Raw genomic sequence first — 12,883 nt, 5'->3', positions numbered from 1 at the left:
CCCAGGCCAACCGCCCTCCTTGGTGTGACGCGGTTCACTCCTGCGAGGGACAGAGGGCATTTCGTTGCCGAACAGTGGACAAAGGTGTGGAGAAGCGGGGCCAAGCTGTGCACAAGTGGCCCTGGCCTGTGGGCGAGCGGTGGACAACCGGAACCGGCCGACTGTGGACGCCGGTTGCGTCCACAGTCTGTGGATCGAGGTTGCCCACATTTCCACAACCGGCTGAGCTGGGCAGACGATCTTGCGGGCGGGTCGCCTGTGGAGATCATCTGGATAACTTCGCTGTCCCCAGGGTGTGGACGGCCCGATCGCCACAAACCTGTGGAGAACTGCCCTGCGGCGCACGGGAATCGAACAGGACGGCCACGATCGAGTGAATGCCGGGGGTGGCGCGGCGGGCGAACAAACGGCGGCGCCCCGGGAGTTGGACTCCCGGGGCGCCGCCGTACGAGGCGTTCTGTGGACGTGTGCGGCCGTCTGTGGGCCGGTGCGGGGGGCCCGGCGCGGGCCGGCCGCGTCAGCTCTTGATGCGGTTGGTCAGCTCCGTCACCTGGTTGTAGATGGAGCGCCGCTCGGCCATCAGCGAGCGGATCTTGCGGTCCGCGTGCATCACGGTGGTGTGGTCCCGGCCGCCGAACAGCGCGCCGATCTTGGGCAGCGACAGGTCGGTCAGCTCGCGGCACAGATACATCGCGATCTGCCGGGCGGTCACCAGCACCCGGCTGCGTGAGGAGCCGGACAGGTCGTCCACGGCCAGCCCGAAGTAGGCGGCGGTCTCGGCCATGATGGCGGTGCCGCTGATCTCCGGCACCGAGTCCTCGCCGCCCGGGATCAGGTCCTTGAGCACGATCTCGGTGAGCTGCAGGTCCACCGGCTGCCGGTTGAGGCTGGCGAACGCGGTGACCCGGATCAGCGCCCCCTCCAGCTCGCGGATGTTGCGTGAGATCCGCGAGGCGATGAACTCCAGTACCTCGGGCGGGGCGTTGAGCTGCTCCTGCACCGCCTTCTTGCGCAGGATCGCGATCCGGGTCTCCAGCTCGGGCGGCTGGACGTCGGTGATCAGGCCCCACTCGAAGCGGTTGCGCAGCCGGTCCTCCAGGGTGACCAGCTGCTTGGGCGGCCGGTCGGAGGACAGCACGATCTGCTTGTTGGCGTTGTGCAGGGTGTTGAAGGTGTGGAAGAACTCCTCCTGCGTGGACTCCTTGCTGGCCAGGAACTGGATGTCGTCCACGAGAAGGATGTCCATGTCCCGGTACCGCTTGCGGAACGCGTCCGCCTTGCCGTCCCGGATGGAGTTGATGAACTCGTTGGTGAACTCCTCCGAGCTCACGTACCGCACCCGGGTGCCGGGGTACAGGCTCCGCGCGTAGTGCCCGATGGCGTGCAGCAGGTGGGTCTTGCCGAGCCCGGACTCGCCGTAGATGAACAGCGGGTTATACGCCTTGGCCGGCGCCTCGGCGACGGCCACCGCGGCGGCGTGCGCGAAGCGGTTGGACGCGCCGATGACGAAGGTGTCGAAGAGGTACTTCGGGTTCAGCCGGGCGGTCGGCTCCACGGCGCCGCCCGAGCTGCCGGAGCCGCCCGATCCGTGGCCGCCGGGCGCGCCGTGCCCGCGGTTGCCGGGCGGCCGGCCGCCGAGCTGCTCCGAGCGCGGCGCGGGCGGCTGCGGCGGAGCCTGCTGCTGGTAGCCGGACTGCGCGGGCGGGTACGGCTGGTGGCCGCCCTGGTGGCCCTGGTGCGGAACGGTCGGGTAGCCGTCGTCGTGCGGGTCGCCGCGGTAGCGCTGGTCGCGGCCGTCGCGCGGGTCGAGGTGGTCGCGCGGGTCCCTGAGGTCGCGCTGATCACGCTGGTCGTGCTGGTCGCGGCCGTCCCGGGGGTCGAGGTGGTCGCGCTGATCCCGGAGGTCGCGCGGGTCGCGCTGGCCGAGGTCGCGGGCGTCGCGCTGGTCCCGCTGGCCCATCGGGTCGGGGTCGCGGTCCTGGTAGCCGCCGGTGGGGACGCCCCAGCTGCCCAGCCGGGGCTGCTGCCAGCCGTCGTCCACCTGGCGCGGCGGCCACTCGTCGGACCGGTGGTCGGGGTAGGCGCGGCGCATCCGCGGGCCGTCGTCGTGCTCGTACGGGTCGGGGGCCTGCTGCTGCTCGGGCCGCGGGGCGGGCGGCTGCTGTCCCTGGCCGGGACCGGGGCCGGGGCCGGGGCCCTGCTCCTGGTCGCCGCCCGAGGCCACCGCGATGGCGATGCCGACGGGGTGACCGAACTCATGGCTGAGCGCCGCGGTGATCTGCGGCAGCAGCTGCCGGCCCTCCAGCTTGCTCTTGGCGAACTCGTTCGGCGCGGAGAGCACCGCCGTGCCGGCCACCAGCGCCAGCGGCTGGGTGCGCTTGAGCCACTCCGCGTCCTGTGGCCGCAGGTCCTCGCCGTCCGCCAGGAGTTTCTCCAGAACACGCGGCCACACAGCGGCAAGATCGGCAGTTACGTCAGCCACGGGGCACGCTCTCTCGGATCGCTTGGTGGTGCGAGGACTCCGCGAAAGGGTGGTCCTGGAGCCTGGTCGGAGGAGTACGGAGTTCAGCCACGGTAGTCAGCGCGGCCTGCGCGGTTCAAGTCGTTGTCCACAGGGTGTGTACAAATGGCGGGGGCGGCACGACCGGGTTTGACCGGATGGCCTAGCCGCACGTACCGTATCGAGGTCGAGTTGTCGATGGCTGCTGCCGCCTGCCTACCGATGGGCGAGGATCTCCCGGTTGTCCCCGGGTGGTCGTCAAGCGGTGCACCCGAACAGTCCGCGAGCTTTCGTGGGCGCACGGTGACAGCCACGCGACGCCCCGCAGGACACGATTTCCCTGGAGCCCCCGAGTGAGCAAGCGCACCTTCCAGCCGAACAACCGCCGTCGTGCGAAGACCCACGGCTTCCGTCTGCGTATGCGCACCCGCGCCGGCCGCGCCATCCTCGCGACCCGCCGCAGCAAGGGCCGCGCCCGCCTGTCCGCCTGATCGACTCAGGTCTCGTGCCGTGCTGCCCACCGAGAATCGGCTGAGGCGGCGGCAGGACTTCGCGACGGCGGTTCGCCGCGGACGCCGGGCCGGTCGCCCGTTGCTCGTCGTCCATCTGCGTCGCCAGACCACGGACCCGCATGTGCCGGGGGGGAACCTTCCCCCCGCGCGTGCGGGTTTCGTCGTGAGCAAGGCGGTCGGCGGCTCGGTGCAGCGCAATCTGGTCAAGCGCAGACTGCGTCATCTGGTCCGGGAGCGCCTGTCGCTCCTTCCCCCCGGTAGCCTGGTAGTGGTACGCGCGCTGCCGGGGGCCGGGAGCGCGGAATATGCACAGCTAGCCCTCGACCTGGACGCCGCGCTGCGGCGGCTGGATCGTGACACCCATGGCGGAGCCGAGGGGAGGGTGGCTCGATGAAATACCCGCTGCTTGCACTGATCAAGCTGTACCAGTGGACGATCAGCCCGCTGCTCGGCCCGGTGTGCAGGTACTACCCCTCGTGCTCCCACTATGGCTACACGGCCATTGACCGGCACGGCGCGATCAAGGGCACCGCTCTGACCGCGTGGCGCATCCTGCGGTGCAACCCCTGGTCGCCAGGCGGTGTGGACCATGTCCCGCCGCGTAAGCGCCCGCCCTGGCACGATCGGCTGCGCCGCGCACTGCGGGGCGGCTCCGACGGGCCCGCCACAACCGAGCCCACCGGACCCTCTCACGCCCAAGGAGCCTGACCGTGGGGATCCTGAACCCCCTCTACGACGCCGTGTCGTGGATCATCATCCAGTTCCACTCGTTCTACAGCCTGATCTTCGACAAGAACAGCGGCTGGGCGTGGGGCCTGTCCATCGTCTCGCTGGTGGTCCTGATCCGGATCTGCCTGATCCCGCTGTTCGTGAAGCAGATCAAGTCGACCCGCAACATGCAGGTGCTCCAGCCGAAGATGAAGGCGATCCAGGAGCGCTACAAGAACGACAAGCAGCGCCAGTCCGAAGAGATGATGAAGCTGTACAAGGAGACGGGTACCAACCCGCTCTCCTCGTGCCTGCCGATCCTGGCGCAGTCGCCGTTCTTCTTCTCGCTGTACCACGTGCTCAGCAACATCGCCAAGGGCAACAAGGTCGGCGTCCTCAGCCAGGCGCAGGTGGACAGTGCCCGGGACGCGCACATCTTCGGCGCCCCGCTGTCGGCGAAGTTCACCGACGGCGCCGCCAAGGTGCACGAGCTCGGCGCCACGCTGTCCGATGTGCGGATCGTCACGGTCGTGATGATCGTCATGATGTCCGCCTCGCAGTTCTACACGCAGCGCCAGCTGATGACGAAGAACGTGGACATGACGGTGAAGACGCCGTTCATGCAGCAGCAGAAGATGCTGATGTACGTCTTCCCGCTGATCTTCGCCGTGATGGGCATCAACTTCCCGGTCGGTGTGCTGGTCTACTGGCTGACCACCAACGTCTGGACCATGGGTCAGCAGATGTTCGTGATCCGGCGCAATCCCACTCCCGGCAGCCTGGCGTTCCAGCAGCGCCAGGAGCGGCTGCGGGCCAAGGGCAAGCTGGTGGAGCCGCCGGAGGAGATCGCGGCCAAGGAGGCCGTCGAGGTCGCCCGGGCCAACAGGACGCAGCCCAAGCGGCAGCCGAAGGCCAAGCGGCAGGCGGCGCCCGGCGGCGCGGCGGGCAGCGCGGGTGCGCCGCGGGCCGGCGGTACGGCCAAGACGGCCGCCGACGCCCCGCAGGACGAGGCCCAGCAGACCCCGGCGAAGACCACCCCCAAGCAGGCGGCCGGCAAGCAGCCCGCGAACCGGCAGAACCCCGGCAAGCAGCGCGGCGGCGCGCCCAAGGCCGGCGCCCCCCGTGCGGGTGGCGGCGGCAGCAGAAACGGTGCGGCCAGGTCCGGCGGCGGTACGGGCGGCGCTGCCGGCGGCGGCGCCAAGCAGGGCGGCGGCCAGCCCGGCAGGCAGTCGGGCAACAAGTCCAAGCCGACCAACCTGTCGAAGAAGAAGTAAGAGGAGTCCAGGCGTGAGCGACGTCAACACCAGCACGGCCCCCGTGGAATCCGCCGGCGACGCCGGCCAGGACTCCTCGGAAGGCGCCCTCTCCCGGCTGGAGCAGGAGGGCGAGATCGCCGCGGACTACCTGGAAGGCCTGCTGGACATCGCCGACCTCGACGGCGACATCGACATGGACGTCGAGGGCGAGCGGGCGTCGGTCTCGATCATCGGCGACCCGTCGACCCGGGAGCTGAACAAGCTGGTCGGCCGGGACGGCGAGGTGCTCGAAGCGCTCCAGGAGCTGACCCGGCTCGCGGTGCACCGGGAGACCGGTGAGCGCAGCCGGCTGATGCTCGACGTGGCGGGGTTCAGGGCCCGCAAGCGCGCCGAGCTGGCCACCCTGGGGGCGAAGGCGGCGGCCGAGGCGAAGCAGTCCGGGGAGCCGGTGAAGCTGGACCCGATGACCCCGTTCGAGCGCAAGGTCGTGCACGACGCGGTGGCCGCCGCCGGACTGCGCAGCGAGTCCGAGGGCGAGGAACCGCAGCGCCGGGTGGTCGTGCTGCCGGTCTGACCGGCGTTCCGCGCCGCTCCGGCCCCGTCATGTGTCGGCCCCGTCTGTTCGCAGGCGGGGCCGAAGCTTGTCACCCTGATGGTGCACGGAGCGATCCCGACAGTGGTGTGATCGCGGTATCCGCGGTGAACGGGTATCCGTACTGGAGAACCTAGGAAAGGACAGTCCCCGTGACGGAGGCAGCAGCGGAGCTTCCCGCGCCGCCGGAGCAGGCCAGGACGGTATTCGGCGACCGGTTCGCCGATGCCCTGCGCTACGCCGGGCTGCTGGCGGACGTGGGGGTGTCACGGGGGCTGATCGGTCCGCGGGAGGTGCCACGGCTGTGGGACCGGCACCTGATGAACTGCGCGGTGCTCTCCGAGGTGGTCGAGCGGGACGTGTCGGTGTGCGATGTGGGCTCCGGCGCCGGGCTGCCGGGGATCCCGCTGGCCCTGGCGCGGCCGGACCTGGAGATCACCCTGCTGGAGCCGCTGCTGCGCCGGACCACCTTCCTGGAGGAGGCGGTCAAGCTGCTCGGCCTGGCCAATGTCACGGTGGTGCGCGGCCGGGCCGAGGAGATGATCGGCAAACTGCCGGCGGTGGACGTGGTGACCGCCCGGGCGGTGGCGCCGCTGGAGCGGCTGGCCGGCTGGGGGCTGCCGCTGCTGCGCCCGCACGGGGAGATGGCCGTCCTGAAGGGCGACACGGCGGCGGACGAGCTGAAGGCCGCCCGGGCCGCGCTGGACCGGCTGGGCGCGGTACGGGCCACTGTGGTCCAGGTGGGGGTGGGCCTGGTCGATCCGCCGGCCACGGTGGTACGGGTGCTGGTCGGTGAGAGCCCTGGCGGGGTGCGGGCGGCCACCCGGCGGGCGAAGGCGGCCCGGGCCAGCCGGGCGCCCCGGGGCGGCAGCGGCGGACGCCGGCGCCGCTGACCGCCGGCACCGGTCTTCGGCGCCGGGTTCCCGTAGCGTTGCATCCTTCGCTCTACGCCATAAAAGCGGCCAAAACGGCATAAGGCGGAGTGTCTGCGGAGATAGTGCCGTGGCGCTGTGCATCGTGTTCCACGTGAAACGTCGCTCGCTGCTTCCCGGAGTCCTCAGCCGCGGCCGGGCCGCCGCCGAGGCACGCGCCAGTAAATCTGCTAAGCCCACCCCTCCTGTGGATAATTCTCGCGATTTATCCACAGGAGGTCGGGCCTCGCTGGTTCAGCACCCCCTGGGCATGGCAGGCTCTTCTCATTGCGAGCCTGAAGTCGAGGAGAGTGAATCCTTGCGGTCCGACGCCAACATCGCGGGGCCGATGGCCGACCCGGTCCCCGGTCCCCGCACAGCAGATTCCGCCGGGGGCCCGCTGTCCGTGCCCCCGGGGTTCGGAGACGGTGTTTCACGTGAAACATTGCCTCCTATGGACGACACCCCCATCGGCCGCGCCGCTCAGATGGCCGTCGAGGCACTGAACCGTACGGGTGAGGGGCTGCCCAGACCAGCCCAGACCCGGGTGATGGTGGTTGCCAACCAGAAGGGCGGGGTGGGCAAGACCACCACCACGGTCAACCTCGCGGCCTCGCTGGCGCTGCACGGTGCCCGGGTGCTGGTGATCGACCTCGACCCGCAGGGCAACGCCTCCACGGCGCTGGGTATCGACCACCACGCCGAAGTGCCGTCCATCTACGACGTGTTGGTGGAGAGCAAGCCGCTCTCCGACGTGGTGATGCCGGTGGCCGATGTGGAGGGGCTGTTCTGTGCCCCGGCCACCATCGACCTGGCCGGTGCCGAGATCGAACTCGTCTCCCTGGTCGCTCGCGAGAGCCGGCTGGAGCGGGCCATCCAGGCATACGAGCAGCCGCTGGACTACGTCCTGATCGACTGCCCGCCGTCCCTCGGCCTGCTGACCGTCAACGCCCTGGTGGCCGGCGCCGAGGTGGTCATCCCGATCCAGTGCGAGTACTACGCGCTGGAGGGGCTCGGCCAGCTGCTGAAGAACGTGGACCTGGTCCGCGCGCACCTGAACCCGAAGCTGCATGTCTCCACGATCCTGCTGACCATGTACGACGGCCGGACCCGGCTCGCCGCACAGGTCGCGGAGGAGGTGCGCACCCACTTCGGCAAGGAGGTGCTGCGCACCAGCATCCCGCGCTCGGTCCGCATCTCGGAGGCGCCCAGCTACGGCCAGACCGTGCTGACGTACGATCCGGGTTCCAGCGGTGCGCTGTCCTACCTGGAGGCGGCCCGGGAGATGGCCCTGCGCGGCCTGCCCGAGGCCGTCGCCGTGGAGTACGACCCGAAGGGTGAGTACCGCCCGCAGGGTGAACCGCAGCACAGCGAGCACAACCCGCACAGCATGTCGGAGGGGATCCAGTGAGTGATCGACGCAGAGGGCTCGGCCGCGGACTCGGCGCGCTGATCCCGGCCGCGCCGCAGCCGGCAGGTACGTCCCAGGGTTCAGGACCGGTGCTGACCCAGGAGCGCGGGGTCGCGGCGGCCAAGGTGGCCGGCCTGCCGGACCGCCGGACGCCGGAGTCCGCGCCGCCGGTGGTGGACATCCCTGTTTCACGTGAAACAGAGCCGGAGCTGACCGCCGAGCGGGCACCGGTCTCCGGGGCGTACTTCGCCGAGCTGGAGCTGGACGTCATCACGCCGAACCCGCGCCAGCCGCGCGAGGTCTTCGACGAGGACGCCCTCAACGAGCTGATCACCTCCATCAAGGAGGTGGGTCTGCTACAGCCGGTGGTGGTGCGGCAGATCGCCACCGACCGGTTCGAGCTCATCATGGGCGAGCGCCGGTGGCGGGCCTGCCGGGAGGCCGGTCTTGAGCGGATCCCGGCGATCGTCCGGGCCACCGACGACGAGAAGCTGCTGCTGGACGCGCTGCTGGAGAACCTGCACCGGGCGCAGCTGAACCCGCTGGAGGAGGCCGCGGCTTATGACCAGCTCCTGCGGGACTTCGCCTGTACCCATGAGCAGCTGGCCGACCGGATCGGGCGGTCCCGCTCGCAGGTCTCCAACACCCTGCGGCTGCTGAAGCTCTCCGCCCCGGTGCAGCGCCGGGTGGCGGCCGGGGTGATCTCCTTCGGTCATGCCCGTGCCCTGCTGTCGCTGGACGACGCCGAGGAGCAGGACCGGCTCGCCCACCGGATCGTGGCGGAGGGCATGTCGGTGCGCGCGGTCGAGGAGATCGTGACGCTGATGAACAACGAGCCGAAGGCGGTCAGGAAGACCGCGGCGCCGCGGGCCGGCCGCCGGGTCTCCCCGGCCCTGACCCACCTCGCGTCCCGGCTCTCGGACCGCTTCGACACCCGGGTGAAGGTGGACCTGGGCCAGAAGCGCGGAAAGATCGTGGTGGAGTTCGCCTCGATAGAGGATCTGGAGCGGATCCTCGGTGCCATGGCCCCGGGCGAGGGCAAGGTACTGGAGAGCAAGCTGGACGACGAGCTCGACGAGGACGAAGAAGAAGAGTGATCAGCGCGGCGCCCCGGCGGTTATCGCCCGGGCGCCGCGGGCATGTGGACCGTAAGGGGAAATGGGGGTCGGTGGGCTTATGGGGCGTCGGCTCGTACCGCTCACTCTGGACAACCTCCCGGATCTCCCCCGACCCTGCCGGCACTGCGTCTTCTGGGAGCTCGACCCGGTCAGTGGTGAGGCCGCCGTCCAGGCCGGCAAGCCCGAGCTGGAGAAGGAGGCGTGGATCTCCGCGGTGCTGCTGGAGTGGGGATCCTGCGGTCGGGTGGTCTACGTGGACGAGGTGCCGGCCGGCTTCGTGCTCTACGCGCCCGCCGCCTATGTGCCGCGATCGACGGCGTTCCCCACCAGTCCGGTGTCGCCGGATGCCGTCCAGCTGATGACCGCCCGGGTGCTGCCGGGCTACCAGGGGCAGGGCATCGGACGGGTGCTGGTGCAGACCGTCGCCAAGGATCTGGTCCGGCGCGGCTTCAAGGCCATAGAGGCGTTCGGGGACGCGCGGTGGTCCGCGCCGTCCTGTGTACTGCCCGCCGATCATCTGCTGGCCGTCGGCTTCAAGACCGTCCGCCCGCACCCGCGGTATCCCCGGCTCCGGCTGGAGCTGCGCTCGACGATCTCCTGGAAGGAGGACGTCGAGATGGCGATCGACCGGCTGCTGGGCGCCGTCCAGAAGGAACCCGCGCTGCGTCCGCTGTAGACCCCCGCTGGATGACAGACGAGAGACGGCGGCCGTCGTGTTCCACGTGGAACACGACGGCCGCCGTCTGTGTGCGAGCGGGACCGGGTCAGGGTCAGCCGATGAAGTCCGACAGGTCGCGCACGAGCGCGGCCTTCGGCTTGGCGCCGACGATGGTCTTCACGACCTCGCCGCCCTTGTAGACGTTGAGCGTCGGGATGGACATCACGCCGTACTTGGCCGCGGTGACCGGGTTCTCGTCGATGTTCAGCTTGACGATGGTGATGGCTTCCTCGTGCTCCGCCGCGATGGCCTCCAGCGAGGGGGCGATCTGGCGGCACGGGCCGCACCACTCGGCCCAGAAGTCCACCAGGACGGGCTTGTCGCTGGAGAGCACCTCCTCGGCGAAGGTGGCGTCGGTTACGTGCTTCGGCTTGCCGGCCACGGCAGTCTCCTCAGGTGTTGATGCGTTGCGCGGGTGCGGTGCTGGTGTGCGGGTGCCTGGGGCGGGGCTCAGGCGGTCTGCTCGGCCTTCTCGGCGTCGGCGAGCGCCGCCAGGTACTTCTCGGCGTCCAGCGCGGCCGAACAGCCGGTGCCGGCGGCGGTGATCGCCTGGCGGTAGGTGTGGTCCACCACATCTCCCGCGCCGAACACGCCGGGGATGTTGGTACGGGTGCTCGGCGACTGCACGGTGAGGTAGCCCTCGGCGTCCAGGTCGAGCACGCCCTTGAACAGCTCGGTCCGCGGGTCGTGACCGATCGCGATGAACAGCCCGGTCACCGGCAGCTCGGAGGTCTCGCCGGTCCGGGTGTTGCGCAGGGTCAGACCGGAGAGCTTGCCGTCACCGTGGATCTCGGCGACCTCGCTGTCCCAGACGAAGGAGATCTTCGGGTCGGCGAACGCCCGGTCCTGCATGGCCTTGGAGGCCCGCAGGGTGTCCCGGCGGTGCACGATCTTCACCGAGTTGGCGAACCGGGACAGGAAGGTCGCCTCCTCCATCGCGGTATCGCCACCGCCGATCACGGCGATGTCCTGGCCCTTGAAGAAGAAGCCGTCACAGGTCGCACACCACGACACGCCACGCCCCGACAGCAGGTCCTCGTTGGGGAGGTCGAGCTTGCGGTGCTGCGATCCGGTGGTGACGATGACGGACTTGGCCCGGTGCACGGTACCGGCCGAGTCGGTGACGCTCTTGATCTCGCCGGCCAGGTCGATCGCGACCACGTCGTCCGGGATCAGCTCGGCGCCGAAGCGCTCCGCCTGGGCGCGCATGTTGTCCATCAGGTCCGGGCCGATGATGCCGTCCCGGAAGCCGGGGAAGTTCTCCACCTCGGTGGTGTTCATCAGCGCGCCGCCCGCGGTCACCGAGCCTTCGAAGACCAGCGGGTTGAGGGAGGCGCGTGCCGTGTAGAGCGCCGCGGTGTAGCCCGCGGGCCCCGAGCCGATGATGATCACGTTACGGACGTCGTCGCTCACGGGTGTCTTTCCTCGTCTCTGCGGACTACTGCGGGGGCCCTGGCTGGACTCTCGTCCTGCCTAACGGATCCTACGGGTCCGGCATTCCCGTGGCCGCGCCCGTGCGGCGCGTGCCGCTAGGGACGCGGGTAGCTGTGCTGGAAGAGCACCGCGCCGGGGGCGGTCCCGGTGCAGGAGGCGTCCACCACGAAGGCGTCGACCTCCTTGTTGTCGCCGGGCTGCGGGAGCACCACCAGATAGGCGTCGGTGCCCTGGTACGGCGTGCGTTGGGCTGCCAGTGGCGGGTCGGTGTGACCGGTGCCGGCCAGCACGCAGGCGGGCACCGAGGTGGGGCTGGCCGGTCCGTTGGCCGTGGTGTGGCCGGCCCCTCCGCTGACCATCGGCGATGCGCCGCTGTTGTCCGGTGCGACCGGGGCCTTCTGGTGGGGCGCGGTGGCGAGCAGCCGACGCACCTGGTCGGCGATCGGATCGGCCTGGCGGCCCGCGGTGGTGCCGCTCTTGGTCGAGGCCGCGTCGTTGTTCCCCGAGCGGCTGTCCCCCTGGGAGACCAGATAGCCCAGTCCGGCCACCGCCACACAGGCAGCGGTGGCGAGCAGCCCCCGGCGCCAGTTCCGCGGGTTGCGCAGGCCGCTGGGGCGGCGGCCGTCCGGGCGGCCCGGCCCGGTGGGCGCCGTGGAACGACTCGCGGGGCCGGTCGATGTTCCACGTGGAACACCCGCTTCGGACGGTCCGACCGGGTCGGTCGATGTTTCACGTGGAACATCGGCCGCTGTGGAGTCCAGCAGCGCCTCGGCGGCGAGGGCCGCGTCGATCCGGCCGGCCACGTCGGCCGGCATCCGCTGCGGTCTCGGCAGGGTGCCGAGAGCGTCCCGGATCTCCTCAAGAGCGCTGAGCACCTCGGCGCACACCTCGCAGCCGGCGAGGTGCTCGCGGACGGCGGCGCTTCGGTCCGGCGGCAGCAGGCCCTCGGTGAGGTCGGAGAGCTCCGTGACCTCGGGATGCGGGTCCGTACCCGTCGTCTCTGTCATCGGTTGCCACCTCCGCCCATCTCCGTGCCTGCCTCTGGGACGGATGTCCCCTGCGTCCGGTTCCTTCCGCCGCCCGGATCGGCACCCGGATCGGCACCCGGATCGCCACCCGGTTCGGCGCCCTCACCGCTGTCGCCGGCTCCGGCCCGCAGATGGGTCAGCAGCGGCAGCAGCCGGGCCCGGCCGCGGGCGCATCTGCTCTTCACGGTGCCGGTCGGCACGTCGAGCACGGCGGCGGCCTCGGCGACCGGATAGCCCTGCATGTCGACCAGGACGAGGGCGGCACGCTGCTCGGGCGGCAGGGTGGCCAGTGCGGCGATGAGCTCCCGGTGGAGTTCGTCACGTTCGGCCGGTGCCTCGGCGGACTCGTGCGGTTCGAGGATGGTGTCGAGGTTCTGCTCGTCCGACACCGGCGCGGTGCGCCGGGAGGCGGCCCTGCGGACCCGGTCCAGGCAGGCGTTCACGGTGATGCGGTGCAGCCAGGTGGTGACGGCGGACTGGCCGCGGAAGGTGTGGGCGGACCGGAAGGCCGATATCAGCGCGTCCTGTACGGCGTCCGCGGCCTCCTCGCGGTCGCCCAGGGTACGCAGGGCGACCGCCCACAGCCGGTCGCGGTGCCGGCGGACCAGCTCGCCGAAGGCGTCGGGGTCGCCGGCGACATGCCTCGCGAGCAGCTCGGCATCGCCGAGTGTGCTTCCCTCCAAGACGCGCCCCCT

Annotated in this window: 14 protein-coding genes; 9 read left to right on the top strand and 5 right to left on the bottom strand. The window is 70.6% G+C overall.

From position 1 onward, the window contains the following. Positions 1–517 precede the first annotated feature (517 nt). Positions 518–2,482 (bottom strand): chromosomal replication initiator protein DnaA, encoded by a 1,965-nt coding sequence (gene dnaA, locus ACQPW6_RS19235; RefSeq protein WP_433890878.1) that lies wholly within the window; start codon positions 2,480–2,482, stop codon positions 518–520. A 371-nt stretch (positions 2,483–2,853) separates the two neighbouring features. On the opposite strand from dnaA, the gene rpmH reads away from it, so the two are divergent. From rpmH to ACQPW6_RS19190, 9 genes are all read left to right on the top strand, one after another. Next, positions 2,854–2,991, top strand: a complete 138-nt coding sequence (gene rpmH, locus ACQPW6_RS19230; protein ID WP_003975051.1) for a 50S ribosomal protein L34 — start codon at positions 2,854–2,856, stop codon at positions 2,989–2,991. A gap of 19 nt (positions 2,992–3,010) precedes the next feature. Further along, a complete protein-coding gene (rnpA, locus tag ACQPW6_RS19225; protein WP_433890877.1) occupies positions 3,011–3,406 on the top strand; it encodes a ribonuclease P protein component in 396 nt (131 codons plus the stop codon). After that, positions 3,403–3,720, top strand: a complete 318-nt coding sequence (yidD, locus tag ACQPW6_RS19220) for a membrane protein insertion efficiency factor YidD (RefSeq protein WP_433890876.1) — start codon at positions 3,403–3,405, stop codon at positions 3,718–3,720. Before rnpA ends, yidD begins: the two co-directional genes overlap by 4 nt. Positions 3,721–3,722: 2 nt before the next feature. Next, the gene (yidC, locus tag ACQPW6_RS19215; RefSeq protein ID WP_433890875.1) at positions 3,723–4,994 is read left to right on the top strand and encodes a membrane protein insertase YidC; all 1,272 of its coding nucleotides are present in this window, start codon (positions 3,723–3,725) and stop codon (positions 4,992–4,994) included. A gap of 43 nt (positions 4,995–5,037) precedes the next feature. Further along, a complete protein-coding gene (locus ACQPW6_RS19210) occupies positions 5,038–5,550 on the top strand; it encodes a protein jag (protein ID WP_433894588.1) in 513 nt (170 codons plus the stop codon). A gap of 170 nt (positions 5,551–5,720) precedes the next feature. Beyond that, positions 5,721–6,461, top strand: a complete 741-nt coding sequence (gene rsmG / locus ACQPW6_RS19205; protein ID WP_433890874.1) for a 16S rRNA (guanine(527)-N(7))-methyltransferase RsmG — start codon at positions 5,721–5,723, stop codon at positions 6,459–6,461. 289 nt (positions 6,462–6,750) lie between these two features. Next, the gene (locus ACQPW6_RS19200) at positions 6,751–7,890 is read left to right on the top strand and encodes a ParA family protein (protein WP_433890873.1); all 1,140 of its coding nucleotides are present in this window, start codon (positions 6,751–6,753) and stop codon (positions 7,888–7,890) included. Then, positions 7,887–8,987, top strand: a complete 1,101-nt coding sequence (locus tag ACQPW6_RS19195; protein ID WP_433890872.1) for a ParB/RepB/Spo0J family partition protein — start codon at positions 7,887–7,889, stop codon at positions 8,985–8,987. Before ACQPW6_RS19200 ends, ACQPW6_RS19195 begins: the two co-directional genes overlap by 4 nt. Before the next feature lie 79 nt (positions 8,988–9,066). Next, positions 9,067–9,684, top strand: a complete 618-nt coding sequence (locus ACQPW6_RS19190; RefSeq protein ID WP_433890871.1) for a GNAT family N-acetyltransferase — start codon at positions 9,067–9,069, stop codon at positions 9,682–9,684. A gap of 94 nt (positions 9,685–9,778) precedes the next feature. Here the strand turns inward: ACQPW6_RS19190 and trxA are convergent, their stop codons facing one another. The 4 genes from trxA to sigM form a co-directional block, all read right to left on the bottom strand. Beyond that, complete coding sequence (gene trxA, locus ACQPW6_RS19185) at positions 9,779–10,108, bottom strand: thioredoxin (RefSeq protein WP_433890870.1); 330 nt, start codon at positions 10,106–10,108, stop codon at positions 9,779–9,781. Positions 10,109–10,176: 68 nt separating this feature from the next. After that, the gene (gene trxB / locus ACQPW6_RS19180) at positions 10,177–11,139 is read right to left on the bottom strand and encodes a thioredoxin-disulfide reductase (protein ID WP_433890869.1); all 963 of its coding nucleotides are present in this window, start codon (positions 11,137–11,139) and stop codon (positions 10,177–10,179) included. A 116-nt stretch (positions 11,140–11,255) separates the two neighbouring features. Beyond that, positions 11,256–12,167, bottom strand: a complete 912-nt coding sequence (locus ACQPW6_RS19175; RefSeq protein WP_433890868.1) for an anti-sigma factor family protein — start codon at positions 12,165–12,167, stop codon at positions 11,256–11,258. Next, positions 12,164–12,871, bottom strand: a complete 708-nt coding sequence (gene sigM / locus ACQPW6_RS19170; protein WP_433890867.1) for an RNA polymerase sigma factor SigM — start codon at positions 12,869–12,871, stop codon at positions 12,164–12,166. The genes ACQPW6_RS19175 and sigM overlap by 4 nt, the downstream gene beginning before the upstream one ends. Positions 12,872–12,883 lie beyond the last annotated feature (12 nt).

Source organism: Streptomyces sp. CA-111067 (assembly GCF_050956065.1).
Taxonomy (GTDB): Bacteria; Actinomycetota; Actinomycetes; order Streptomycetales; family Streptomycetaceae; genus Actinacidiphila.
This window is presented reverse-complemented; position numbering and strand designations above follow the sequence as displayed.

What these genes read in the sequence shown, in the direction of transcription:
- yidD (WP_433890876.1), top strand. Translation starts at nt 3,403, where the DNA reads ATGAAATACCCGCTGCTTGCACTGATCAAGCTGTACCAGTGGACGATC.
- ACQPW6_RS19200 (WP_433890873.1), top strand. Translation starts at nt 6,751, where the DNA reads ATGGCAGGCTCTTCTCATTGCGAGCCTGAAGTCGAGGAGAGTGAATCC.
- ACQPW6_RS19190 (WP_433890871.1), top strand. Translation starts at nt 9,067, where the DNA reads ATGGGGCGTCGGCTCGTACCGCTCACTCTGGACAACCTCCCGGATCTC.
- ACQPW6_RS19175 (WP_433890868.1), bottom strand. Translation starts at nt 12,167, where the DNA reads ATGACAGAGACGACGGGTACGGACCCGCATCCCGAGGTCACGGAGCTC.